General features: G+C 47.0%; 20 protein-coding genes. 1 reads left to right on the top strand and 19 read right to left on the bottom strand.

Going from position 1 to position 25,490, the window contains the following annotated elements:
- Positions 1–9 precede the first annotated feature (9 nt).
- The 6 genes from BMY78_RS04230 to BMY78_RS04205 all read right to left on the bottom strand — a co-directional run bounded on the left by BMY78_RS04230 (position 10) and on the right by BMY78_RS04205 (position 8,362).
- Complete coding sequence (locus BMY78_RS04230; RefSeq protein ID WP_090894980.1) at positions 10–630, bottom strand: YIP1 family protein; 621 nt, start codon at positions 628–630, stop codon at positions 10–12.
- Positions 611–2,077 carry an NHL repeat-containing protein gene (locus BMY78_RS04225; RefSeq protein WP_090894979.1) on the bottom strand — a complete coding sequence of 489 codons (1,467 nt, stop codon included), beginning with the start codon at positions 2,075–2,077 and terminating at the stop codon, positions 611–613. Before BMY78_RS04225 ends, BMY78_RS04230 begins: the two co-directional genes overlap by 20 nt.
- Before the next feature lie 11 nt (positions 2,078–2,088).
- Positions 2,089–2,952 (bottom strand): carbohydrate ABC transporter permease, encoded by an 864-nt coding sequence (locus tag BMY78_RS04220; protein WP_064639582.1) that lies wholly within the window; start codon positions 2,950–2,952, stop codon positions 2,089–2,091.
- Positions 2,953–2,954: 2 nt separating this feature from the next.
- Complete coding sequence (locus BMY78_RS04215) at positions 2,955–3,866, bottom strand: carbohydrate ABC transporter permease (protein ID WP_090902007.1); 912 nt, start codon at positions 3,864–3,866, stop codon at positions 2,955–2,957.
- Positions 3,867–3,941: 75 nt separating this feature from the next.
- Complete coding sequence (locus BMY78_RS04210) at positions 3,942–6,869, bottom strand: extracellular solute-binding protein (RefSeq protein ID WP_090894976.1); 2,928 nt, start codon at positions 6,867–6,869, stop codon at positions 3,942–3,944.
- Between the two features lie 116 nt (positions 6,870–6,985).
- On the bottom strand, positions 6,986–8,362 hold the full coding sequence (locus tag BMY78_RS04205) for an ABC transporter substrate-binding protein (protein ID WP_256221950.1): 1,377 nt from the start codon (positions 8,360–8,362) through the stop codon (positions 6,986–6,988).
- Between the two features lie 519 nt (positions 8,363–8,881).
- Between BMY78_RS04205 and BMY78_RS04200 the strand changes: the two genes are divergently transcribed.
- A complete protein-coding gene (locus tag BMY78_RS04200) occupies positions 8,882–9,922 on the top strand; it encodes a LacI family DNA-binding transcriptional regulator (RefSeq protein WP_257031499.1) in 1,041 nt (346 codons plus the stop codon).
- Positions 9,923–10,031: 109 nt separating this feature from the next.
- Here BMY78_RS04200 and BMY78_RS04195 read toward each other — a convergent pair whose 3' ends face one another.
- The 13 genes from BMY78_RS04195 to BMY78_RS04135 form a co-directional block, all read right to left on the bottom strand.
- Positions 10,032–11,210: a DUF4272 domain-containing protein gene (locus tag BMY78_RS04195; RefSeq protein WP_090894969.1), complete on the bottom strand. Its 1,179-nt coding sequence runs from the start codon at positions 11,208–11,210 to the stop codon at positions 10,032–10,034.
- Between the two features lie 253 nt (positions 11,211–11,463).
- On the bottom strand, positions 11,464–12,684 hold the full coding sequence (locus tag BMY78_RS04190) for an RtcB family protein (RefSeq protein WP_090894967.1): 1,221 nt from the start codon (positions 12,682–12,684) through the stop codon (positions 11,464–11,466).
- Between the two features lie 184 nt (positions 12,685–12,868).
- Positions 12,869–13,291, bottom strand: a complete 423-nt coding sequence (locus tag BMY78_RS04185) for a hypothetical protein (RefSeq protein ID WP_256221949.1) — start codon at positions 13,289–13,291, stop codon at positions 12,869–12,871.
- Between the two features lie 106 nt (positions 13,292–13,397).
- Positions 13,398–13,835, bottom strand: a complete 438-nt coding sequence (locus BMY78_RS04180) for a GNAT family N-acetyltransferase (RefSeq protein WP_076289992.1) — start codon at positions 13,833–13,835, stop codon at positions 13,398–13,400.
- A gap of 39 nt (positions 13,836–13,874) precedes the next feature.
- Entirely contained in the window at positions 13,875–14,300 is a 426-nt protein-coding gene (locus BMY78_RS04175; RefSeq protein WP_090894965.1) for a GNAT family N-acetyltransferase, read from the bottom strand.
- A 22-nt stretch (positions 14,301–14,322) separates the two neighbouring features.
- Positions 14,323–14,805: a GNAT family N-acetyltransferase gene (locus BMY78_RS04170; RefSeq protein WP_090902000.1), complete on the bottom strand. Its 483-nt coding sequence runs from the start codon at positions 14,803–14,805 to the stop codon at positions 14,323–14,325.
- 180 nt (positions 14,806–14,985) lie between these two features.
- Complete coding sequence (locus BMY78_RS04165) at positions 14,986–17,058, bottom strand: S-layer homology domain-containing protein (protein ID WP_090894964.1); 2,073 nt, start codon at positions 17,056–17,058, stop codon at positions 14,986–14,988.
- Between the two features lie 134 nt (positions 17,059–17,192).
- A complete protein-coding gene (locus tag BMY78_RS04160; RefSeq protein WP_177185648.1) occupies positions 17,193–19,850 on the bottom strand; it encodes a winged helix-turn-helix domain-containing protein in 2,658 nt (885 codons plus the stop codon).
- A 189-nt stretch (positions 19,851–20,039) separates the two neighbouring features.
- Positions 20,040–20,627, bottom strand: coding sequence for a CDP-diacylglycerol--glycerol-3-phosphate 3-phosphatidyltransferase (gene pgsA, locus BMY78_RS04155; protein WP_090894961.1), 588 nt, complete (start codon positions 20,625–20,627; stop codon positions 20,040–20,042).
- A 155-nt stretch (positions 20,628–20,782) separates the two neighbouring features.
- A complete protein-coding gene (locus tag BMY78_RS04150; protein WP_090894959.1) occupies positions 20,783–22,708 on the bottom strand; it encodes an ABC transporter permease in 1,926 nt (641 codons plus the stop codon).
- Entirely contained in the window at positions 22,705–23,460 is a 756-nt protein-coding gene (locus tag BMY78_RS04145) for an ABC transporter ATP-binding protein (RefSeq protein WP_090894957.1), read from the bottom strand. Before BMY78_RS04145 ends, BMY78_RS04150 begins: the two co-directional genes overlap by 4 nt.
- Positions 23,461–23,560: 100 nt before the next feature.
- Positions 23,561–24,565 carry a sensor histidine kinase gene (locus tag BMY78_RS04140; protein ID WP_090894955.1) on the bottom strand — a complete coding sequence of 335 codons (1,005 nt, stop codon included), beginning with the start codon at positions 24,563–24,565 and terminating at the stop codon, positions 23,561–23,563.
- Positions 24,562–25,251 (bottom strand): response regulator transcription factor, encoded by a 690-nt coding sequence (locus BMY78_RS04135; RefSeq protein ID WP_090894954.1) that lies wholly within the window; start codon positions 25,249–25,251, stop codon positions 24,562–24,564. Before BMY78_RS04135 ends, BMY78_RS04140 begins: the two co-directional genes overlap by 4 nt.
- Positions 25,252–25,490: the final 239 nt, after the last annotated feature.

Raw genomic sequence — 25,490 nt, 5'->3', positions numbered from 1 at the left:
CCGCCTCCTTTAGGTCCGAAAAATCAACTCGCGGTAGATGTTGTAACCGAATTCATATAACTGCTGCAACATGCTAAACACTAATGCGCCGAGGAACACGATGATGCCCATGACAATTACCGTCAGCAGCATCGTCAGGATCGTTTTGATCACGGTGTACTGGTGTACCGTCATCGTGCCAATGAAGAGCAGCAGCATGAACCAGAAGAACGCGATGCTATTAAATAAATAATAAAAAGCCGTCTCTTCCTGTACCATAAACCGGCTAATGATAATCATCGGGACATAGATCAAAATAATCGGAATAAGCGAGTATCCTGTTGCCAGAAAAATCTCCCTGAACTTTCCTTCACCTTCCATCAGGGTGGTTACCGCCCAGTTGGCTATGCACCAAAGAAAGAACGGTACTGCAACCGTTGCGATCTCCCCTATGCTGTTGATTGTGCGAGGATCGATGTAATTCACAAGAAACCCCGCGTATTGTTTTTGCAAAATCATCATGATAATGGTAAGAGTCAATGCTCCAAAAGCAACGGTCAACCTGCCCCGCTGATCCGACTTGAGATCCCAGAATGCTTCAATGGGGTGAAAAATGAGATGCAGCGGAAACTTAATGTAATCCTGCTTCACGGTCAATCTGCCTCCTCCGTCTCCATTTAACCGCCACTCGGACCAGGATCATAATGAAAATCAGTGCGATGGCAAGTGTGAGAAAGGTGCCGAAATGTTCCTTCATCATCTCTCGCCGATATCTTTTGAACGCGACAGAATAACTTTTGCGATCCATTCCCAGCTCGAAGTAACCCAGAGCTTCCTCGTTTTTCTTCTCCATCAGCAAGGACTTGCCGATACCGATATAGGCGATATCATAGTTGGCGTTAAGCTTCAGCACTTCTTTCCAGATATGAACAGCCTCCGTATCCTCACCCTGATAATGAAGGGCAACCGCCTCATTCACGCTGGCTCCAAACCGTGTTGGCTCATAGATAACCAGAGTGCTTTCCCCCCGATCCAGTACCAATTGATGATCCCCGGATTGTTCTATGGCGACTGGTGTTTTGAGCGTTCCCACCTGATTTCCTTTGCCTCCATATACGTAGAGCAGATGACCTTCATCATCGTAAGTAAACACCCGGTTCTGCGTCGCATCCAGCACACTGTACATACCGTTGCCAAGTACCTTCACATCAATCAGTTTGGACGGACCCGGGTTATTGCGGAATCTGATGTCTCCTTTGACTTCAAAATAACCAAATCTTTTCAGTACATCCTCGCCGGATGGATTGAGACGTTTAATCGGTTCGCTGGAACCCGGGTCAATATTGGTCGCATATACGAACCCTTTGGAGTCGATATCCACATTGGAAAACTCGGTCGGTACAAACAAAACCATTTGCGCCCGCTGGGCTTTGGTTGAGAGCATCCGCCAAATGTATTCGCCGTAGTCGCGTTCCACCTTGTTCGTACCTACGTATCCGATGAATTGACCGTGCTCGTCAAACTGCATAATGCCTTCGTAAACACCCTGAGCCACCACATACACCCGGCCTACCCGATCCACAGTCAATTTCAACGGTTGGAACTGAAAATGGGTAGCAAGGATATCAGACTCCGGCTTCGTAATCGTATGGACCAGCTGACCTTCCTCATCCAGGACAACTACACGGCTGTTCCCCGTATCAGCGATGTATACTCGATCCTCTTCATCCACAAATAATCCACCTGGCGTATTAAAACTCTCCTTGCTGCCGTCCATCATAAATCCTTTGATCACCCGCAGCAGCTTATAATCCGCGTCCAGGACAACAATTCGGCTGTTGCCACTGTCCAAAATATAAATCTGCCCGGAGGGAGAAACGTTTACATCACCGGGGTCTTTGAATTCGCCAATGCCCAGGTCGTTGCCCGAGATGGTTTGCTTGGGCAGATAGGCATCCGGTGACGGAACGGCCTCTTTCCAGTAGTTGTAGTTATAACTCTCATACGGCGCCGGGGAGGCCGCCGCAGGCACGGCATTCACCAGCAGCAGTGATACTGTCGTCAGGAGAACAAGCCATCTTTTCACTGTGCGTGCCATATCGTTCCCCCTTATTCCTTCATGCCCGAACTCGCCATCGTCTCAATGATGCGGCTCTGGGAGAAAATGAATAGCGTAATGGGCACACTCATCAAAATAAGTGCTACCGCAGCACCTGCCCCGGCCCGGGATATCCCGCCCTGAATGATCTGACCCGCCGCATAGTGCAAGGTCTTGAGCTGTTCACTGTAGATGTATCCATTGCCATCACTGCCCCACAGCATCTGGAACAGCAGAATGATCAATGTGAGCCAGGCTGGCTTTACATTGGGCATGACAATGGACCAGAAAATCCGGTATTCACTGGCACCGTCAATTTTGGCTGCTTCCAGCAACGCATCCGGGATCTGCTCCATGAACTGCTTCATCAGATACAGACCTAATGAATAGGCAAATGCCGGAATAATGACGGCCCAATACGTATCAATCCAACCCAGCCATGACATGATCATATAGTTGGGAATGGCCGTCACGGCAGGTGTGAACATCAGGGAAAGCACAACAACCTGGAACATGAACACTTTGCCCGGAAATTTGTGCTTGGCGAGTGGGTACGCCGCTGCCGAAGCGAGCAGTACATGGCCCACGATGCCAATGCCCGTAATAAATACCGTGTTGAATATATATCGTGAGAACGGAACCCACGAGTCACTCAGCAAATTCAGCAGATCCGTAAAATTGCTGAACGTTGGATTTTTGACAAATAGCGTTGGTGGAAAAGTAAAAATCTCATCCAGCGGTTTGAACGCATTGTTGATCGCATAGATCAGCGGCAGCACCATGAAAGCACCAAATACGAGCAGAAGGGCAAACAGGGAGATGCTTCCTGATAAGGAGCGGTTCACCCTTTTTTTTCCTGTCGCAATTGCAGCCATAGCTATTCTCCCACCCTTCGAAGCAGTTTCTGTACCAGCAGGTTGGTGCCCACCATAATCATGAACAGTACGGTTGCAATCGCCGAGGCGTATCCCATCTCAAACCGCGTTGTACCAAAGTCGATCAAATGGGTCACCACCGTCTCCGCCGCATAGTTCACACTTGGGAACCCGGCCAGCGCAATGGATACATCGGCCACCGCGAATGAGGTCGTAAGTTGAATGACCGCACCGAACATCAATTGCGGGCGCATCGAAGGCAGGGTAATATACCAGAGCTCCTGCCAGCGATTTTTGATCCCATCTACCGCGCCAGCTTCATATAACGTCCGGTCAACGGTCTGCAAACCGGCGATAAACGCCAGAAAGCCTGTGCCAAGACTGAGCCACAATTGCACCAGAATGAGAATTGGCATAATGTAGGCTTCCGTTTTCAACCACTGGATTGGCTCCAGCAGAAATCCCCATTTGATCAGCAATCCATTGGCTATACCGTAACGATCCCCCGAGAAAATCATCAGCCAGATAAAATAGACATTCCCCGAAATGGATGGCGCATAGAAAATCAGCGTCATGAACGCTCTCCATTTGGGTGTTAGTTCATTAATGATCCACGCAAATACGAAACAGGCAATATAACTGATGGGTCCGGTAATAATGGCAAACAGCAACGTATTTTTGATGGCAATCAGAAATACGTCATCCTCCAGAAACAGCCGGGTATAGTTCTGCCAGCCAATAAAACGCGGAAACTCCAGCATGTTGAAATAGGTGAAGCTGAGTATGATGGAGATGACCACCGGAATCACAGTGAACATGATGAATAGGATCATATAAGGAGCTAGCAGCACATAGGAATGTTTGCTGGCCTTTATTTCCTTGAGCTTCCAGGACCACCATGATTTCATACCCATGCCTGGTGTTTTCTCAGGAGGACTGTTTTGTCCGTCTCGGAGTGATATTTGTGACACTGTTAACCCTCCCTCTGCTTACGGAAGACCAAATTCATTACGCTTGATCCGAATCTCGTCCTGAATATACTGGGTGTAATCCATGATGGATTCCCTGGCTTCCACTTGGCCAACAACCGTCTTGTAAAATGCATTGAACAGATGACGTCCGGTAAAATAACCACCAGGCACTTCGGGAATTCCCTTTACCGTCTCGAATTGTGCCTTCAGATTCGCATAATCCTCAGCTGGCCACGGAAGTGAATCAAGTGCCTTAATGTTGGCCGTCGGATAACGTGCAGCCGCACCCATTAACCCTTCCATTTCGCGGCCAAACTCAGCCTGCACCGGTGTACTGGTCCACCATTTCATGAACTCCCACGCGGCCTCCTGATCTTTGGCGCTCTCCAGCATCATGACCGCACTGCCGCCACCCGGAACGTCCCGATTCAATGTTCCATCCGGCTGCACAGTCCCCGGAACAGGAACAAATCCCCATAATCCACGGATCTCCGGTGCAAATACAGACAGTTGGTTATACATCGTGTAATCCGTCAGACCAATCGGCATCTGTCCGGTCCGGAAACGGTTGGCAAAGTCATACTCCCGCTCCAGCTTGTAATCGGTATAAAACTCTGTCCACTTCTTAAAGGTCTCAATTCCGATGCGCGAATCCAGATCCGATTCCTTGCCGTCATTCCGATAGAAGGAGCCGCCGTTCTGGAGCAGCATCGTGGCATACTGCGAGTTAGGCGGGATATTGACCCCCTGAATGTTGGCTTGGGCCACCACCGGCATGCCAAATTCCATATGATTTTTACTCAGAATCGCCAGCAGGCTCTCGACATCATCCCACGTTTGAGGAACTTCAAGCCCCAGCTCTGCAAGCACATCTTTTCGATAAAACAACATATTAAAGGTCTGTGTCTCCGGCAGGGCGTACACGCCTGAATCATAGGCGTACGGTACGATGGCACTGTCTCTAAACGCCTGTGCCACCGTGGTATAGTCACTGAACTGGGTGAGATCCACCGCCGAGTTCCGCATGGCAAAGTTCACCGGCAGATCATTGCCGATCTGCATCGCTACATCAGGTCCTTCACCCGACAAGGTGGCCGGCAACAGCGTACCCATGTTGACCAGCTTCAAATTGACGTTAATGCCGCTCTCCGGTGTGAATGTCTCATCAATCATCGCTTTCATCGTGTTCGCCTGATCACGACCACTGCCGATCCAGACCGTCACCGTGCGCTGATCCTCTGATGTGGCTACGTTCCCGATCTGGTTATAATCAATGAAGAACGAGTGATAGAATGTCTTCGCTTCATGGCCGAGCTTCGCCAGCGGGCCCATACCCGTTCCGGGAATACCGCTGTCTAATGAAGCTATATATAGTGCATCAATCTCAAGCGGTTGCTCGCGAGCCTGCTGTACCCAAGTCCCCAGTCCGCCCGTGTTCGTTTTGTAAGCGGCAAGTCTTCTTGGAATGGTATCCGGCTTGTCGATCATCTCATCCAATTGTTGGGCCATCGTTTTGATCAGCGCTTCCTGATCGCTGGACTGGCCTGACAGAAGACGAAGTTGCCTTGCAACTTCCTTCAGACGTTTGCTTTCTCCGCTAAACACCTCCAGCAGATTCGGGATCTGCTTCTCCACCCGATAATCCCGGAATTCATCCGGCTTGGTGCCTGTAATCATTAGGATTCTCCGGTACATGGAGTTCAGGTTGTACAGGCTGTCCTCCACATTGCGAATAAGTGGTGCGAAGTCGCCCAGGCTGTTCTCCAGCCGAATGACATGTTTGCCTTTATCCAATTGGAACTTGTAAGCTTCCTCACCGCCCAGCACATCAATGCGATAGTCGCTTTGGTAACGGAACGGGGCTTTCGTCATCTCCGCAAACGGAATCTCGTTATCGATGGTCAGCTTGCGTGTGGAATAGATGCCTTTGACAAAATTTTGCTGAGCGGTAAAACCGATATGATAAAGTCCACTCTCCGGCACGTCCACTTCCCATTCGATCCACTGTCCTGGCAGACGCCAGTTAAAGCCACCAATCGTATTAATACGCACCTGGGAAGCGCTGTACGGAGATACGGCTGAACTTGATCTTTCACTGGTTGGATATAACGTAGGAGAAGATTTGGCAACAGCCGCTTCCCCTTCAATTCGGATGAGCACATCCTTAGGCTGACCGGAAGAATCCGTCTGCTTGGCCCCCGCGGTTTCCGCATAAGCAACGGCTGGCTTATCGTTGAATAGCCGTAGAGATTGAATTACCATGGGTTCGCGAGAGGATTTTAGCGTTAACGTGTGCTTTCCCTTTTCCAGATAGAACTTGAATGGAGCCTGTTCGTACCCGTCCGAGTCCTGAAATGTTTCTTCCATCCAACGCGGCTTCTCCACTTGTTTTGGGCGAAGATCATTGCCCTGATTATCCTGTTCAACAGCTTGTTTCTCATTGCCCCATACCCGGTCAAACTGCAAATAGGCGGCTTCCGCAAACGGAAGTTCACCGTCAATGTACAATGCACGCTCAATGGCCGAACTCTTGCCTTCTACGGGAAAATAGACAGCAGAGAGGTTGTACAGTCCGGTTTCCGGTACGTCAACTACCCAGTCGATCTCGCCTGTCTCCCCGGTATAAAGGGATACACCCGGCCTGCCCTCATAATCCTTCAGCTTACGTACCTCTTCACCCTCTGCCCGTATGTAGTCTCCTGCTTCGATGGTCATATCTACATCCGGTCTTGAGGCCTCGCCTGCCTGGGACAGGTATTGATCATATCCGTTCTTCTGCCTCGTCTGCTGCAAGATGGCATCCACCTCGATGGCAGGCAAACTGCCAGAAGGCACAACTGCACTCTTTACACCTGCACCGGAAGTAAGCAAAAGTATGACGCAGGCTGCCGCCGCTGCAATGACTATGGGCAGAACCCATTTCTTTCGTTGTAGAATTCCAGCCATCCTACGAGCCCTCCTCATCAAGGCTGATGCCAGCAATGCCTAATTGGTGATACAGGAAAAGAGGTACCCATGCGCGAGCCCGGACACGATGCACCCCTGTCTGAATCATGCTGGTATTATGGTTTGCCAAGCTTATCGACTGCCGCTTGTGCCTGTGCTTTATACTTCTCGGCTGTTGCTGTAACGGAAGCATTGTTTTTGATAATGTCGTTTACATAGTCACCGATTGGATAACCCGCGTAGGCGTCATCGAGCAGGATGCGGCCCGTTCCCGCGATATGGTCGCGAATCATGGCGATGTCCTTCTCGTCGGTATAACGGCTTTCCAGGTAATCCTGACCTGGGTACTCTTCGATCTGTGGAATGTCGAAGGTTTCTTCATAGATTTGGTATACCATTTTAGGATCTTCCACACCTTTGGGAATGAATTTTGCTGAGGCAGCGTTGTTGGCGTATGTTACATCCTTGTTGCCCTGAGGACCGTTCGGAATGGGTACGACTCCAGCAGCAAAGGTGATATCGCCCAACTGCCATTCCGCAGCAGTGAACAAAGCCACATCTCCATCCTTGAATGTGTTGCTTTCCTCCCAGTTCGTTTTGTCACCTGTTTTGACTTTCACAACATTCTCGACGTTATACAGGCGTTTGATGAATTCGGCAGCTTCAATCGTTTTCGGATCGGACAATCCTTCTTTTGAATGTTCGTCATCTACAATCGTGCCGCCATTGGCTGCAGTAAAGTGACGAAGCACATCAATCGCCCAGCCGGAGAACCCGTATACGTCAATTTTTCCGTCGTTATCCGTATCTTTAGTTGCCTGTTTCGCCAGCTCCATGAATTTATCCCAATTCCATTCGCCTTTGTTATAAAGCTCCTGAGGATCAGGTAACGACAGCTTCTTGAACAAGTCACGGTTATAGTGAAGTCCCAGACCGATGCTGGTTGGAGATTCAAATGCGTAGTAGTTGCCTGCGATGGCAGGGTATTTAGCGATCAGGTTTGCCTCTTGGTTGATGTTATTCTCAGCTGTGGTGAATTCGGAGATCGGAAGCAGTTGCCCTTTGAGGATGGCGGGTAATGCGGATTTGTACTCCATCTGAACGATGTCTGCGAACGGTTCGCCAGCCAGCGCTGTCGTTGTAAATTTGTTCATGTATTCTTCGAATGGTACATTCACAAACTCGATTTTTACGTTGTATTTCTTCTCAACTTCAGCGATTTTATCCAGTCTCGCCTTATCCGATGCGGTCTCCCCCGCTGGCTTCAGATCCCACCAGGCCGCAACCTTGATGACACGTCCACCCAAATCAGGTGCATCGACTGCCACTTCTTCTGTTCCGCCTTCTTTGTCTGTCTCGACGGTTCCCGTGCTATTACCCGAATTCGTTGGTGCATCAGTAGCCGGCTGGGCCGTACCCCCACCACTGCAAGCGGATACAAAAAGCATTACGGCCATTAACACGAGCGGCAAAACGTTCCATTTTCTAGTCACGATTTTAACAACCTCCCCGAATGTGTATACAAATCATGATCCGGCAGAACTCCCTGATTCCCATTTCCCCTAATGAAATTCGATGACCACCACCATTTGTTATTTTAACGTTTGGTTTTAACAAACAAAATTTAACATAGCACAATGTAAGCGTCAACATTTTTATTGTTAACATTTTCTATTTATTCTGATAAAATGCTGTTATATCGCTTTAATACCTTATATCACAGCATATTATCCATACACCTTTCTGAGTACCATCTTATTTAAAACAAAAACAAATCCAAAAATTTTGTTATTTTATAAAATAACAAAAAGATAATAACTCATTCAAAATTCGCCTTTTTCTACCGCGACATATCCATCACCAAGGTCAATTTCCGTCGTTATATGTATGAGACACTAACATTTTTACTTCTACAGCCGTTATTAGATTAAGAGAAATACATCATGATATACTAGAAGCAGATTTATTTCGCAATGTAAGGAATACGGCAGAACTACGAGTGTAAGGATGGTATGATGAAGACGAAGGTAACAATTCAGGAAATTGCACATTTTACAGGTCTGTCGAAATTTGCGGTCTCACGAGCTCTGTCCGGAAAATCAGGTGTCAGTGAGCAGACACGGGACGTTATTCTTAAGGCCGCTGGCAAACTTGGATATTTCAAAGATAACAGCATGTTGTCTGGTGATATGTATAGCAGCAATGAACTTCAGGACCCGCAGAACACGCGGTGGAGTGGCACCATTTTGATTTTGTTTCCTAATGTTCGTTATCAGAATCAGGAATCCGTATATTGGGGGCCTGTCTTTAACGGGATATCCTCCAGACTGAACCAGAAAGGCATCAATATTCTTACTCTGACCGAGCCTTCTGCGGATCAACTATTCACGTTGCTGAATCCGGATGCCATTCGTGGCATTATTACGGTGGGTTCCATCTCGACACCTATTTTGCTTGAAATCAAGCGTCTGGGCATTCCCGTCGTCATGGTGGATCATCTGGACCCCGTCTTTCATAGTGACAGTATTTTCACAGACAATTTTGCTTCCATGCGTGATATTATGCTCTATTTGCTGCGCAAGGGATTCAAACGGTTTCAGTTTGTTGGAAATACCAGTGACGCCCACAGCTTCTATGAACGATGGGTCGCCTATACTTCGGTATTAATGGGTCATGGATTGGAGATGAATCAGATCCCCGAACTAAACAGCCCGGATATGGATGATTTTCGCAAGACGTTTACTTCCGTCATTCATGAGGGGAATTTGCCTGAGGTTTTTGTCTGTGCCAATGACTTCTATGCGCTATACACCATCGAGGCTCTGGAGAGCATGGGGATTAGTGTACCCGATCAGTGCGTAGTCACCGGTTTCGATAATGTGTACGACAATATCCCTGTACTTGCCACGGTTAATGTAAACAAGGAGCTGCTTGGTGCGCGTGCGGTCGACCAGATGTTATGGCGAATTGTAAACCCGGAGAGTAATGTAGAGAAAAAGCTGATTCTTGCTGATGTGATGATTCGGGAACAGTACGGAAGACATAGCGGATAAAAGTAAGGTACCGATAGACATCAAAACACCCCCATAACCAGTGTTAGGCTGGCTTGGGGGTATTTGAATTTGGATGCCATCCAAAAATAGTTGATGTTAAAAGTTCATTCTACGTATCTGTCCGGACATCATCCCAATCCTGATCCATATAACAGATCAGCCAGTTCAGCGCACGGTGGCGTTCGTAGGCCACTCCACCATTCAGACCTGCGGGAGGTGTTTGCTCCTTCACACGACTGTCTACACACACCCAGTTGTAGCGGTAGATTAGATCCGCTGCATCCAAAATCTCGCTTTTGGAGCGAAGCTGTGCCCCGGCTACAAAGGCTTCAACATCGTCACATTGCTGCAAATATCCTACATCTTGTCCTACGTTACAAAGATTTACCGGTGCTCCAAGTTCTTTGACGTAGCCAAGCGCCCATAACATCACATGATAAGCCTCATATCCCCATGAAAAGGAGACTACCTCCTGATGCTCTGCCCCATGCTGCTCCACAAATCTTCTCTCCACAGGTGAAAAGAATGAAGTCGCATCATACTTGTCGATCACTTCCTGGACCAGCGCTGCTGTATCTTCTGCGCTCTCCCCCGCTCCCAGGCATTCACCTTTGAGAGCTGCAATACAAAGGGCTACCGCGCGTTGAGCCACTTCTTGAACACTGCGGATCGTTGTATGCTCATCCCCGGCTCTTGCAGGCAAATGAAGATTGAATGGGATTCCTTGCTGGGTTAGAAGCTGCTCCGAGCGCTCTTTGCGCAGCATTGCAGATTCCGACGGGGGTCTGACATCATCCAGAAAACTGGTGTGCGCTGTAACTTGGTAATCCTCCACTTCGGATTCTCCGTTGACATCCAACAGCAGCTGACCTTGCGCGTTCAGCAAGGAGCCACCTCCCCAGAAGATGATTGCATCCAGGGCATCGGCCAAATGCAATAATTCATTAAAGAATTCTTCGGAAATGTCTTCTTCGGTCTCGATGCCCACAACCATATTCAGTGTAGAGCATTTAATCAGTACCTTTTCTTGCAGCGAAGCATTCTTTCCCTTAATCTGACTCAGAAATCCCAGCATCCCCTGAATCATAGCGGTAAAGTCTTCAGGGTGTGTCTGGCTCGTCATGATATTAAAGCCCTTTGTTTTCTTACTAAATAACTTCTTGCGTGTAACTTGAATATGGGTTTTGTCTTCCTTACGCTCAATTGTATCCTGAGGGTATATGGATTGAATCATTTCAAACAGCTGATCGAGGTCAAACTGCGAGCTGTATATCGCACAATTTCTCATGAGGTTCACCTTCTTCTTTCTATATAAGTTCAACTAATAAATATTTACACTGGCACTCCGATGACAGAACAACCTTCCGATCGCTGTTATCCCCAGATTTTGTTGATTCCCTTCTCCAAAGGGAAAAATCCGGGGATAAAGGCGAGGTCTATGCTTCCGATGCAGCTTTCTTTCAGAAAGCTTTTAGCTTCGCTTCTTCAGGTTATTTCTGTCCTCTCCGTTGTTGTGTAAATGTTGAGTTGAACATATATAACTAGTCCTTATACGGGTCGAATTCATTGCCTCCGGCCATTGCGACACCTACGGGACGCAGGATATGGTTGATTTTCAAGGTATGCGCATGCGCATTCAGCACGTCCTGCAGCTTCTTGTACACAAATGGACTTTCATCCGTTCCTGCACCCCGAAGCTCCACACCATAGGCACGAATCGCCGCTTGCATCTGTTCTTCGCTGATCTCGCCGCCCATGCGTGTGCGCAGCTTGTAATTCATTTTGCCAGCCGCCTGGGTTCGGCTCATAATCCGACCTGCACCATGAACAGTGCTGCGGAAAGACTCGGTATTCTCTTCGCTGTGGATTCCTTCCACGATTACCGAGATATCTCCCATGCTTCCGCCCACAAAACCGAGCTGTCCCGGTGCCAGCGGTGTTGCTCCTTTGCGGACCACCACGACCTCTTCGCCCATATGCTGTTCTTTCCAGGCAAAGTTATGGTGGTTATGAACCGAATACTCTGCGCTCGCCCCGAGAATGCCGAGAACCTGTTCAATCACATAATCACGCCCTGCATACGCATACCGGCCAGCGAGAGTCATTCCGTCCCAATACATATCACCCATTTCACTCTTGAGGTCAAACAGTGTTGGTGGCTGGTCCATCGATTCTCCCGGCGCTTTGCTACTGAATGTACGTCCGGCAGCCAGATTCAGAAAACCACTGGCGACCTTATGGCCAAAGCCGCGACTGCCAAAGTGGTTTGCAATCCATACTTTACCCGTCGCCTCTTCCACAAAAATGTCGACAAAATGATTGCCGCTACCCACTGTTCCCAGCTGATTGCGCGCGAGTGTCTTCAACTTGTGCTGTAGTCCAGGCTCAATGGAATCAAACAGCTTCCAGCTGGCATCCTCAAACAGTTCGTGCTCCACAGGTGTTGGGTTGTTCCGTCCTACACCGAAGGATATGGTTGAGTTAATGTCATCCATAATAACAGCAATCTGGTCCCGGATATCGTCCCACATCAGGTTGGTGCGTACAGCCTTGTTGCCGCAGGCAATATCATATCCAACCCCTGACGGACTGATCATGTTCCGGTAGGCAACGACGCCCCCGATGGGTTGTGAATATCCTTTGTGATGGTCCGCCATTAGAGCCACGCCCAATACATCTCCATACTGCGAGCAAGTCACCGCCTGACTTACCGCATTCTCCAGCGGCTCCCCCCAGACTTTAATGTTATCTACGATACGCATGATCCAGTTAACCTCCTTTTGTCTTCACTACAACTTTAATGATATATATACGTCCCTGCCCATAACTTTCTTTATTTTACCAAAGAGAGATCCTTCCCGAAACTATACATTCCTTCAGTTCAACGTTATCCGTATAAACCAAAAAAAGAGAGCCAGGCTCTCTTTTACATGATTAGTCCTTATTTCACTTCTTAGTGATCTTAAATTTGAACTCCCACGTCGCCGTGTTACCCGAATAGCGGCCCCTGTTCTCCGTCACAACAACCGATAGAGTCTTGTTGATTGATTTGGAAATGGAGGAAACCTTAACATTCATACTTTTGCTTCCCAGATCAGGGATTTTGTCCTGCTCTTCGGCATTCGCTTGTAATTTCAGCGTATCTGTAGGTTTCAGATTCAACGTGACCGACGAACCCTCCTCCAGACTCTTGCCGTTCACACTTGCCCCTATGGCCCATTCATTACCAACGGAATTGTTCTCCACCAGTTCTGCACTGACAAGCGTCACGGTCACTTTAACCGTTTTGGCAGCGGCATAGGATGTTGGGGAACATACAGCGAATACCAAACTCAGAATCATCAAGACATTAGCCCATTTTTTGAACACGAGAGTGCCTCCCTCATATCAGTTCATTTATTTCAAGACTATGCCTTATTCGCCCTGCTCCTTAAGTAGTCCTTCTACTTATTAGACATTTTCCGTGATATATTGATTAATTAAAATGCTTCCGATAACCCTGAACTTTCTCATCTTTAAAGCCCAGCTTTTCATAAAAAATATGAGCCTCTTTACGCTGATCGCCAGATACCAGAATCATGTATTCACATCCAAGATCTCTCGCAATGTGCTCAATCTGAAGCATAAGCTTCTGACCAATTCCCTGTCTGCGTACCTGATCGGATACAATCACATTCTCCACAACCATGAAGGGATTGCACTGACCTGCCAGATCCATACATTCAATACCCATAACTGATCCGGCAAGTTCACCGTTGTAAAATGCACCGAGTACATGGTAGTGTCCATTTTGCTGGATATAGTGAAACATCTTCTGCATCTGCTGTTCATTAGTCGGTGTACCCATCAATTCGTTGTATAATTGGCTTAGCGCCGGTAAATCCTCAAGTTCGATTGCTTTAATGGTAACCATAATAATCCTCCTGATTTGTCCTATCTCGTATACATTGTCTTAAGTGAGGTCCTTCTTAAAATAATAATGACTGTGTCCGGTCGGTGCATTCTCGATCATTGTGATCAATTGGTAGCCATGCTTCTTGTAAAATTCCGGTGCTTGATAGGAGAATGTGTTCAATTGGATGAAGTCACAGGATTTCTCGCGCGCAATACGTTCAACCTCACGCAGCAATTGGGAACCATAGCCTTTTTGCCGCTGATTTGCATCCACCCAAAGAATATCAACCTCCAGCCAGTTCCAGCAAAGTGTACTGAGTACACCTGCAGCAATCTCGCCGGCCTCATTTTTGATATTGAAATTCAATTCTTCGTATCGATGCCTTAATTCCTCGCTCACATGCGCGGCATTAAATGCGATAAGTTGCTGACGAACATATTCTGAGTCCTCTGAAGTACTTGGATTGATATTGATTTGGGTCATCATCTTCTCCTCCTTCTCGTCATTACTTCGTAGTAAATATCTGAATAGGACCTTCCCAGTCAGGCTCTCTAACCTCTTGGTATTTATCATCGGTATAGCGTGCAATGACCTTACGCCAGAAAATCTGAGCAGGCTCATTCGTCTCCATCTCCGCTACTTTCCATGTTCCGGGAAAAAGATTGAACACATGAATGGCGGCTTGCGCGCCCACTCCCAGCTTTCTGTATTTTTTCATTACAAAAAATTCCGCCATTTGATATATACTTGTTCCCTGTTCACTCTCAATTTCACGAATCAGTGCGAATCCCGCCAATTGTCCTTCTACTCGAAACAAAAAAGGATATCTGCCCGCTTCTGTCCAATAATGGTCCAGGTACACATACTCATATAACCCGTTTTCGTTAACATCTTCCGGGTCATACTCACTAAAATCGTATTTGTACAATTCCATCAGATTGCGCAAAGTTGATTTATGTTGGTACTCCGCTTGATGAATCGATAGCATGAGATTATTTCCTTCTTTCCAGTTGATCATCGTTTGACGCTGTCACTCGCAGCCTCATTTATTTCTTGCATATTTTAACATAAAGTTATCCCCTACAAAAATAAAAACAACGCACCTTCCATACAGGAAGGCACGTTGATGTAACTTTCTATAGTTCACTTATACTTAATGAAAAATGCTCTACTCTATTTCTCTCAGATCAACGTACACGTGGCCAATGGCAATTCTGCCCAGGGGATCCGTAGCCTTCACCTCAACCCGAATAGGCTCAATACTCGTCCCCAGTGCTCTAACATATAATTTCTGTCCAACCATTCTGACATTTGCCAATTGTGGATCAGGCGAGTCTGCCATAAGGTTGAGGGTTGATCTAGCGTCATCTTCATCCTCAAACATAAAGGACAGGTCGATCTCAATCTCATCTCCATTAACATAAGCGGTATTACCCGCAGGTGCCTCCACCAATGAAGGGGGAGCATCATCAAAATCATACATGTACACACGTTGCAACAACGTGTGATGCAGTGTAAAATCAGGCTCTTCTCTCAGGGATATGGAGTTGTTATTCACATCCACGTATTGCAGATCAGACAGTTCAGCAATTCCAATGGGTAAATGAACAAGCTCATTACTGTTCACATCAAGTTTCTGTAAGGAATGTAGTCCGCCCACATCCACTAAAGCAAGTCGATTATTCGCGAGATTCAGAGATTCCAGATGATCCAGTCCCGTAACATTGATTTCCGTCAGTTGGTTACCGGATAAATCCAGCGAATTCAAGCGATCGAATCCAGTGGCATCCGCCTTGCTTATTTCGTTTCCGGACAGATCTATTTCAGTTATATTCAACCCCTTGAATATCTCGACTCCTGTCAGATCGGAAATGCCTGCATTCCTCGCATACAATCCCCCGTTCGTCTGAACGAGAGCTTCTGCCAATTCATCTTTGGTCAGCGGATCATCCACATCCTTTTGCAACCAATAAGCAATAGCTCCAGCCAAATGTGGATCAGGAAATTGGCGACTTATCGTATTGGCCTGTACCTTAACCTTAAGTTGTGCCGTAACACTTGCGCCTTGGACGTCGACTGCTTTGATCGTCAGCGTTGTTTCTCCAGCAGCCTGTGGAACAAGTCGAATCACTTTTTCTACCACAGTAGAGGAAACAATGGTTGCATCTCCTGGTATGACACTGAATTGCAATTCATCACCATCTGGATCACTAAAATACGTGGAGACGTTCCAATCCAAGGCAGCATGATCTAGTGTAAGTTCCTGATCAGGCAAACCGCCAATAATAACCAGTGGCGCCCTGTTTCCCGTTCCTGGATTGGAGGGAGTGGAAGGATTCGTCGGTGTTGTTGGGGCAGATCCACCTCCTCCACCCGTGCTTCCATTTCCACTTTCTGGCGTCGCCACGGAATTGCCGTTTGTGTTTCCGGTACCGTTTCCTGCATCATTGCCGCCTGAAGTTGTACCCTGCACCTCAGTTACCTTTCCTGGCTCATTAGCATTGGATTCCGGATTGACGCCCCCTTGACTCGCAGCTTCATCAAGCGCTTGAATTACTTCAGTTGCGCGTAATGCGATCACGGCCATTTCCTGTCTCGAAGTAGAACGCTTCGGCGCAAAGTTTCCATTGTCCCCTTTCAAGATTCCCAACTCAACAGCCTGTTGTACACTTGGCAAAGCCCAGGCACTAATGCCGGAAGTATCCTTAAATGACAACTCTTTGGTCAAATTTAATGTTTCATCATATCCCTTAGCCTTCAGAGCACGGATAATCGTCGTTGCCAGCTCTTCCCTTGTTACCAGACCGGCAGGACGAAACGTACCATCCGGATAACCATTCATGATTCCGGCCAATTGGAGAGCATGAATATAGGATCCATTCTCAGCGTTACGATCCAGATCTTTAAATAACAGATCTGGAAGCTGAGCTGACGACAGCACGTTCATTTCCAACAGTTGTGCCAGTGTGTACGCAAGGTCCCCTCTTGTCAACGTTGCGCTCGGGTTGAAATTCCCTGCTTCGTCCGCCAGAATCATCTGTTGCTCAGCAGCCCTTTCAATGGCTTGCCTTGCCCATAGTGCTGCCTGCTGCAAGTCACGAATGTTTACTGCATCGGCCGCTGCACTCACTGTTCCGGGAACAGTAATGACTGATAAAGACAGAAGGGCCGCCAAATAAGGCGAGACCCTACGGTTCTTATTTTTAGAACAAAATTTTTGTTTGGATATACGTGTTGTCATCTCTTAACGTTACCTCCTACATGAACATAACCCTGGAGTCAGCAAAGACTCGTTGCGTTACTTGATTATCTTCATTGTAGGAGAGACTATAGTTGGAAAACAGTCTACAAAAGAGTAGACAGCGTTTCAGCTCATCATAACAATCCCCGCTGCTCAGCGATTTGTACAGCATGAGTGCGACTACTCGCACCCAGCTTCGCGAACACTCGGCGAATGTGTGTATTAACAGTGCCGGGTGAGATACCAAACTCGGCAGCAATCTGTCTGCTGGTCAGGCCCTCAGCGATATAACCGAATATTTTTTGCTCCATTGGGCTGAGTCCCACTTCCTTCGTATCCAGGTTTGCCTCCCCTACAGAGGAGAAGCCCCTTGACCGTTTGTCTCTTGCGAATGCCGATAATAACTGCTTCACATAAGCCATTTTCACACCATCATCCTGTATCGCCTGCGTACGGCGCAAATACAGGTAGTCCTGCAATAACCGCCTAACCTGCTCACCTTCTGCAACGAATGAACGTATATATCCTTCCGGTCCCCCCAACACCAAGGCACGGGATAATGCTGCAACACTGGCATCTGTGAATCCTTGCTTTTGCAGCATGATGGATTCTAGCAGAGCACACTCTACCTGTTCAGTCAGCCAATCCCGTTCTTCAGCCTGGTTACGGATTCTTCTCAGTTCCTCTTGTGCAAAATCATACTGCTTAAGGACAATCATCGCACGTATGCGGACCATGGAGTGGAAGATCTGATCACAGCTGGTCTCGGCGGCCAAACTGCCTTCGCATGGTGGTTTAACCAGAATGGTTTGAGCCGATTCCACGGGACTCACTTCAAGTAAAATTCGCTGTTGATGTGCTTCCAGTGCTGGCCGCCAGTAGTCCATGTCCTTCACAGATAATAAACCTGTGACCTGTTGAAGCAGCTTCATGCCTTCCTCAGGTCGACCCAATGTAAGTTCAAGTCTGGCCTTTAGTACATACGCAGGAACGAGCAGCGCAGCCACCTTGATCTGCAAAGCCACTTCAAGGGCTCGATCCGCATAACTTACCGCTTCTGATAACCGATCTTGTTCCATTAAAATTTCACCATATCCGACACCATAGTAGGACGTTACATAGGCATGTTCAGCATACCAACGTTCCGTAATCGCCCCAAAGCAAGCTTGCCCACGCCGTAAATAGCCATTAACGCCATGAAAGCTGCGTAGGCGCATGCTCTCTCTCCGATCATAATCCATATACTGAAAGGCAATATCATCGGGATATCCCTGATCGATATAGGACACCAAATAATGAGCGAGCCCATCCAAATCTCTGTTCAGATAAGCCATGTAGGCTCGCATCACACAAATGACTTGCAACAAATACCCGATAATCTCAGGTTCAAGCTGCCCTTGAAGATGCACCCGGATGACGTGTTCCAGTTCATCAAGCTGCTTCACCATCTGTCCATAAGGCATTTCGCGCGCGACAAGGAACAGGTAGGACATATATAATTTTGGATGTGCTTTCACGATCTCCAGTGGCAAAACATCGAAGTATCGCCGGAGCGTCCACCACTCTCCCATAATAAAGTGGGCAAACAGCTCTTCCAGCAGTCTGGCTGCATCCTGCATGTGCTGTCCGAGAATATAATGATCCAGTGCTTCAGCGGGATATCCATGCCGCTCATACCAATGTGCAGCATGGGCATGTAATTCATTCACCTGTTCTGTGCCATAACGAGCCAGCTCACGCTTTAGAAATGCAGAGAACAAATGATGATACCGATACCAGTGCCTTTCCCGATCCAGTGGAACAAGGAAGAGATGTTCCTTCTCCAGCTGCCTTAACAAGTGCGGGGCTTCCTGCATATCACTTAATACCTGACACAAACTGCTGTTCATTCTTCTCGTGATCGCTGTCCGGAGCAGAAATTGCTGCATCTCGGGTGACTGACGCTGGAACACTTCTTCAAGCAGGTAATCCGAAATTGTCCTCTCCCCAGGCTGCCCGTGATCTTCACGAGACAGAGAAGTCGATGGACTGATTAAAGAGTCTGCACCCCATGTGTGAGATAAAGCCAGCAGCTTCAATCCGGCAGCCCATCCCTCCGTCTGCTGTACCCAACCACGCGCATCCTCCCCGGCAATATCCAATTGCATGATCTCCTTGCAAAATTCAATGCCCTCCTCTGCCGTAAACGCCAGTTCCTGAAGCGTGAAGTGCTTCAATTCACCTCTCAGACGTAGCTTCTCAAGCTTGAATGGAGGATAGGTGCGACTTGACAGTACCAGATGAATGGACAGGGGAAGATTTTCGATAAAGTATTGCATCTGCTCATGAATCTCAGACTGGGTTACTGCATGATAGTCATCCAGAATAAGCAGTGCATGCTGATTGGCGAGGGCAACACGGTTCAACAATAATATTAATGCCGACCTAGGATCTATCGGATACCGTTGCAAAAAGTGTGGCAGGACATCTCCGCAGAGCCCCTCTCTCACTCGATCCAGTGCATGAATAACGTATAGCCAAAACTGAAGTGGGTTCTGATCTTTATCATCCAGGCAGACACTGGCCGCATGTATTGCTTCATTTCTCACCCAGCTGCCTAGAAGTGTGGATTTCCCTGAACCGGCCGGGGCAGTTAACAAAGTGACTTTGGATTGGAACAATTCTTTGCGCTGCAAACTGAGCCGTGGACGGTCCATTGTGTCCGCCGGCAAGGGTGGCAGTTCCAGTTTGGTTGTTAAAATCATAAATTGAAGCCAGTCCCTGTGGAGACCAGCGGTATGTTCCTGTTGCATGAGATCCTCCTGAATCAGCACCATGGTGCCCGTTTTCCGATTCATTGTATGTACATTCAGATACCCTAAGTATACAAGGAACCACGGCCATGCCCCACACATTTTTGAACGGAAGCAATGACAAACAAACCCTGCACATTGAGTGCAGGGTAACATTTGGATGATCGAACCATTATCGGATTGACTCTTCTATTTTCCTGTCTGAAGCAACCTATAGTTCACTACAATATAGTTCAATCCCGATAACAGCGTAACTCCTACCGCCAGCCACAATAAAATCCCATCAACTCGCACATCTGTCAACAAACTGAACGGAACATTATTCAATAACACAGCAATGATGGCTGCGACCTGCAGCACCATTTTGAGCTTGCCATACCGGTCGGCCGCAAGTGCGATCCCCTGTTCACTGGCAATCATGCGCAGCGCCGTAATGACAATTTCACGTCCAATAATGATTACAGCAATCCATGAACCGATCAGATTCTCCTGAACCATCATAATCAGCGCAACCGAAATCAATAGTTTATCTGCCAGTGGATCAAGCAATTTCCCCAGATTGGTGATCTGATTATATTTTCGCGCCACATACCCATCCAATTTATCGGTACCCGCAGCCAGTGCAAAAATAATAACGCCAATCACCAGACCATGCTGATCCAGAAAACGAATAAGTTCACTCGACTCCTGTATCCATGACGGCAACGGGATGAAGCACAACATAAACAAAGGAATCAATGCCATTCTCGCCAGGGTAATTTTGTTAGCCAGGTTCATGGAAAACCTCCCTCTACTTCACTCCAGTATGTTGTGATTTCTCCACCATTGAGCCATCCTCCTTTTTTTCACAAAAAAAGAAAGGGCAGACTGCTCATACAGTTACCCCTTCTTCGGAATTCTTTAATGTATTCCTCTGTAGCTCATCCTCTGATCTACAATGATTCCTTTATCACTCGTTTGTAATACCATATGGACAACAGGCCGAAGATGGAATACAACAACGTATACACAATCATGACGATTACAGTAGGTGTGGCAAGTTCGGTGCCAAAGAAGAACCAGCCTGATTTCACGGCAAAATAACTATGGCTTAGTCCCACAACAAGTGGAATGCCGAAATTAAACAACTGCTTGTACTGAATTCCGCGTAACAAATTGCCTTGCGTAAATCCAAGTTTGCGCAGAATGGTATAGTTTGATTTCTCTTCTTCGCTCTCATTCATTTGTTTGAAATAGAGGATACACCCGGATGTAATCAAGAAAGTCAGTCCCAGGAAACCAACAATGAACATGATTAGGCCCATACTGGTTCGTTGATTATTTCTGAATTCAATCTGGGAGAAGCTTGGAGCTTCCAATTTCAGATCTGCAAAAATGGCATACGCATTCTCTTCTTGCCCGGAATCTGTAATGTGCACACCGTAATAATCGGTCGCTCCCCCTTTTTGAAGTTTCGGATCAAGATCCTGCGCAAGCTTCGCATAAACCGATTCATCCACAACCGCCACGGGTGTACCCTGGGTATAGTATACGGGAAGCACGCCCTGTTTCGTGGTTCCGATTAATTGCTGGTCAATGGCTTGCTTCAACCCGTGCAGAACAATGGGGCCTTTCTCCTGAATTGAAATTAACTGTTGGATTACATTTCCATACCCCATGAAAACCACTTCACCTGGTTGCAGGTCGATGTTATCTACCATGCTGTCACTTAACACACTACTGAACAATCGATCTTCCGACAGGGAATCATTCATCACCTTGGTTGCGTCAATTTCAATATACAAAGGTTGTCTGTGTTTCTCTTCATATGGAATCTGTTTGTGATCCAGCTCGGCTACAAAACGATTTTTCACATCAACCTGGGCAAATGAAAAATCATCTGGCAAGCTTTCCTTGGCTTGCGCCTCTGCCGAATAATAGGAAATATAACTGAGCGACAACATGCCTATGGCGAGTGCCGATACGGTAGTAATAATGGTCAGCAGCAAGGCATTCGACTTCATGCGAAACATGATGGAGGATAACGACAATACCTCGTTAATGGAGAGGTAGCCTTTTTTGCTTTTGCGAATCAGATTAAACAGAAAACTGACCGAACCTTTGTAGAACAGATATGTCCCCAGAATGACCGAGAACAAAATCAGAATCATCGTGTACATTAACTGCTGCATATCCAACGCCTCACCATTGAACAGCCGTGCAGACAGGATGTAACCGAACACGATCAGAGCAATACCCAAGATACCCATCAGAATCTGCCCAACAGATAACTTCTTTACCTGCTGCTCTGTTGTAGAAGACACCCGAAAGAGTGATAGAATACTCTGTGCTCGGATAAATGTGTAATTCATCAACATGATAAGCAGATACATGACGGCAAAGACAATCAGCGTTTGCACTAGCGCCATCGGTGAGAAGTATAGCTTCGTGATCACATCAACGCCAATAATTTTGAACAAAATCATCAATATCAGCTTGGAACCCAGAAACCCGATTAGAATACCGATTACCATAGAACCAAAGTAGAGAATGCAATTTTCCGCACTCAAAATGCCAAATATTCTTCCCTTCGTCAGTCCGATCAGCTGAAACAAACCGATCTCCTTACTGCGCCGCTTGATAAAGATCGTATTGGCATAGAGCAGAAAAATGCCCACAATGACAATCAGTAACACGGAGGATGCGCCGATCGCAGCCGCTCCTTTCGTTGATTCAGCAACCTCATCCATGGAGGGATCATATTGTAGTGTCACAAAGGAAAAATACAGCGCCACACTAAAAATCAGGGCAAAGACGTAAAGATAATAATTTTTCAGATTTTTCCTTAGATTGCGAAAGATGATGTAATTCAGGCTCATGGCTGCACACCACCCAACACGCCCTGAGTTTTGATAATATCGTTGAAGAAAGTTTGTCGGGACTCGTCTCCTTTATTTAATTGGGTGTAGATCTGACCGTCCCGGATGAAAATCACCCTGCTGCAATAACTTGCGGCAAACGGATCATGTGTAACCATAATAATCGTAGCCTGATGCTTCCTGTTCATATCACTCATTTTGCCAAGCAGGTCCGAAGCCGATTTGGAATCGAGTGCACCCGTCGGCTCGTCAGCGAAAATAATGCTCGGATCATGCACAAACGCACGGGCGGCTGAAGTTCGCTGTTTCTGTCCACCCGAGATTTCGGATGGATATTTGTCTTTCAGCTCATATATGCCCAGCTCACGGGCGATTTGTTCGAACTTCAGGTGTGCCTCATGCTTCGGAATACTCGTAATCGAGAGCGGCAGCAATACATTTTCCTTCACCGTGAGGGTATCCAGCAAATTATATTCCTGAAAAATAAAACCGAGATAGTCTTTGCGGAACTCAGCCAGCCGTTTCTCCTTCATGCCGGTAAACTCCTGGCCTTCGATTTCAATTGTGCCCTGACTTACCCGATCGATCGAAGAAAGAACATTCAGCAGTGTCGTTTTCCCCGAACCCGAGGGCCCCATAATCCCAACAAATTCGCCTTTACTTACCCCGAGATCAATCCCCTTGAGGACTTCCTGTTTATTTAACTTGTTGCCATAGACTTTATGAATTTTTTTGGCTTCCAGTATCCACATATCCCACTCACTCCTCTTTGGTATATCTCCATCATAGGCGGGATACTCCAATTTATCGTGCGATTCACCGAACAAAACCAAAAAGCATGTGACAATGTTGTCACACGCCTGCAAGGTGGATCATGTCATTCTTTCGCGGGAAGGTTAGCTTGACGCTGGTGCCCTCTCCGGGAGCAGACTGTACCTGAATGTCTATACGAAGTGTTTGTGCCACCTGTCGAGTCAAATACAAACCCATCCCCGTTGCGTTTCCTTCCAGCCTGCCTTGGGTTGAAGTGAAGCCTTTATCAAAGATACGTGGTAAATCCTGCGCTTCGATCCCTCGTCCATAATCCTGAATGGTCAATATAATATGCCCATCCTGTTCCTTGCTTTCAATGACAATGTCAGAGGAATGACTGTATTTCACCGCATTGCTAAGCAGCTGCCGTATGATAAAACCTAACCATTTGCTGTCGGTCAGCACCTTGGTCACATCTAATGACACGTCGAAGCCAATCCGTTTGGATATACACCATGACTTCAAAGCTCTAATCTCGCCATTCAAAATCGGTTCAAGCTCTGTTTCTTCCACAAACAAATCATTATGCATAAATGGAATACGCTTCTGGTGAAGCTGCTGATCGAGCAGTTGGTGAATTCGCAGCCATTCATACGTCATCTGTCCTTGCAGCTTGTCATCCGGCATTCGCTCGATCATCAATTGCAGTGCGGTTAGTGGCGTCTTCACCTCGTGAATCCAGGCTAACATCTCATCCTTCTCCTGCTCCAGCAAAATAAAATGAGCTGATGACTCCTTCCGATAACGTTCGGTCTGGGAAGTCACGGCATCGTGCACAATCCGTTCATAAGGGCTTTCAGCGATATCCAAATCCCCTGGATCATAGGTATGATCCCAGGCAGTTAATCTTTTGTAGAAACGGGTCTCTATTGGATATCTCGCCCAGATAAACACAATGCATACCACTACATTCAGCACGACGATGTACGCTACAGATTGGAATGGAATGGACTTGTCGATATAGGCTACAAATAAAAAGATGAGCTGTATGCTTATAAGCAACACTAGCCAGCTCAGCTTTTCCCGTATGTATTTTCCAATCATGTTTCCGCCTCTTCCGTTGCCATATAGCCCTGCCCCACCTTGGTTTCAATATAGCCATCCAGATTTAGCGGCTCCAGCTTTTTGCGAAGACGATTGACGTTGACTGTCAGCGTGTTATCACTCACAAAATGTTCATGATCCCAGAGACTGCGAATCAGGTCTTCCCGGGTCACAATCTGATTTTTGTGCTCAACCAGCACTTTGAGAATGAACATTTCATTTTTGGTCAAAAGGACTGACTCATTGTCATGGGTAAGCGTATTTTTCACATATTCAATGGTAGCCCCACGCCATGTGCGCAGCTCAATCCGCTCTGTATTGTAGTTATATACCCTACGCAGGATCGCCTGGATCTTGGCTATCAGCACATCGAAATGGAAGGGCTTCTGGATAAAATCATCTGCGCCCAGGTGCATCGACATGACCATATCCGTAGGATGATCCCGTGAGGACAGAAAGATAATCGGTACATTGGAATGGGCTCGGATCATGCGACACCAATGAAAGCCGTCATACTGGGGAAGCTGAATATCAATAATGACCAGCTGTGGCTGAATGGCACTGTATTCCTGCATCACTTTGCCAAAATCCTGCACGCCATACACGTCATATGACCACTGGGATAACCGTTCTTTGATTTCACTGAATAACGATTCATCGTCTTCAATGAGCATAATTTTAAACATATATCTTCACCACGTTTCTGTTCTTCTTGGGCCGACCAAACAATAAACATACAGCAAAATGACCGTTCCATGTACGAATCGTTCTTTCGATCGCTGTTATCCCCAGATTTTTTTATTACCTTTCAAAGGTGAAAATCCGGGGATAAAGGCGACCACTTCGTTTCTTCAGAATCGATTTCGTCCCCTCCACTACTTTCGCTACATATTGAACAATAAAAATTGTCGAACCAAATAAAATA

The sequence above is a fragment of the Paenibacillus sp. OK076 genome (assembly GCF_900110055.1).
Lineage (GTDB): Bacteria > Bacillota > Bacilli > Paenibacillales > Paenibacillaceae > Paenibacillus.
The sequence above is the reverse complement of the archived record's forward strand: the minus strand, read 5'-3'. Positions and strand labels throughout refer to the sequence as shown.

What these genes read in the sequence shown, in the direction of transcription:
- BMY78_RS04215 (WP_090902007.1), bottom strand. Translation starts at nt 3,866, where the DNA reads ATGGGTATGAAATCATGGTGGTCCTGGAAGCTCAAGGAAATAAAGGCC.
- pgsA (WP_090894961.1), bottom strand. Translation starts at nt 20,627, where the DNA reads ATGAACCTGGCTAACAAAATTACCCTGGCGAGAATGGCATTGATTCCT.
- BMY78_RS04170 (WP_090902000.1), bottom strand. Translation starts at nt 14,805, where the DNA reads ATGCTATCGATTCATCAAGCGGAGTACCAACATAAATCAACTTTGCGC.
- BMY78_RS04140 (WP_090894955.1), bottom strand. Translation starts at nt 24,565, where the DNA reads ATGATTGGAAAATACATACGGGAAAAGCTGAGCTGGCTAGTGTTGCTT.
- BMY78_RS04175 (WP_090894965.1), bottom strand. Translation starts at nt 14,300, where the DNA reads ATGACCCAAATCAATATCAATCCAAGTACTTCAGAGGACTCAGAATAT.
- BMY78_RS04160 (WP_177185648.1), bottom strand. Translation starts at nt 19,850, where the DNA reads ATGCAACAGGAACATACCGCTGGTCTCCACAGGGACTGGCTTCAATTT.
- BMY78_RS04210 (WP_090894976.1), bottom strand. Translation starts at nt 6,869, where the DNA reads ATGGCTGGAATTCTACAACGAAAGAAATGGGTTCTGCCCATAGTCATT.
- BMY78_RS04225 (WP_090894979.1), bottom strand. Translation starts at nt 2,077, where the DNA reads ATGGCACGCACAGTGAAAAGATGGCTTGTTCTCCTGACGACAGTATCA.
- BMY78_RS04220 (WP_064639582.1), bottom strand. Translation starts at nt 2,952, where the DNA reads ATGGCTGCAATTGCGACAGGAAAAAAAAGGGTGAACCGCTCCTTATCA.
- BMY78_RS04145 (WP_090894957.1), bottom strand. Translation starts at nt 23,460, where the DNA reads ATGTGGATACTGGAAGCCAAAAAAATTCATAAAGTCTATGGCAACAAG.
- BMY78_RS04165 (WP_090894964.1), bottom strand. Translation starts at nt 17,058, where the DNA reads ATGACAACACGTATATCCAAACAAAAATTTTGTTCTAAAAATAAGAAC.
- BMY78_RS04195 (WP_090894969.1), bottom strand. Translation starts at nt 11,210, where the DNA reads ATGAGAAATTGTGCGATATACAGCTCGCAGTTTGACCTCGATCAGCTG.
- BMY78_RS04180 (WP_076289992.1), bottom strand. Translation starts at nt 13,835, where the DNA reads ATGGTTACCATTAAAGCAATCGAACTTGAGGATTTACCGGCGCTAAGC.
- BMY78_RS04200 (WP_257031499.1), top strand. Translation starts at nt 8,882, where the DNA reads ATGATGAAGACGAAGGTAACAATTCAGGAAATTGCACATTTTACAGGT.
- BMY78_RS04150 (WP_090894959.1), bottom strand. Translation starts at nt 22,708, where the DNA reads ATGAGCCTGAATTACATCATCTTTCGCAATCTAAGGAAAAATCTGAAA.
- BMY78_RS04135 (WP_090894954.1), bottom strand. Translation starts at nt 25,251, where the DNA reads ATGTTTAAAATTATGCTCATTGAAGACGATGAATCGTTATTCAGTGAA.
- BMY78_RS04190 (WP_090894967.1), bottom strand. Translation starts at nt 12,684, where the DNA reads ATGCGTATCGTAGATAACATTAAAGTCTGGGGGGAGCCGCTGGAGAAT.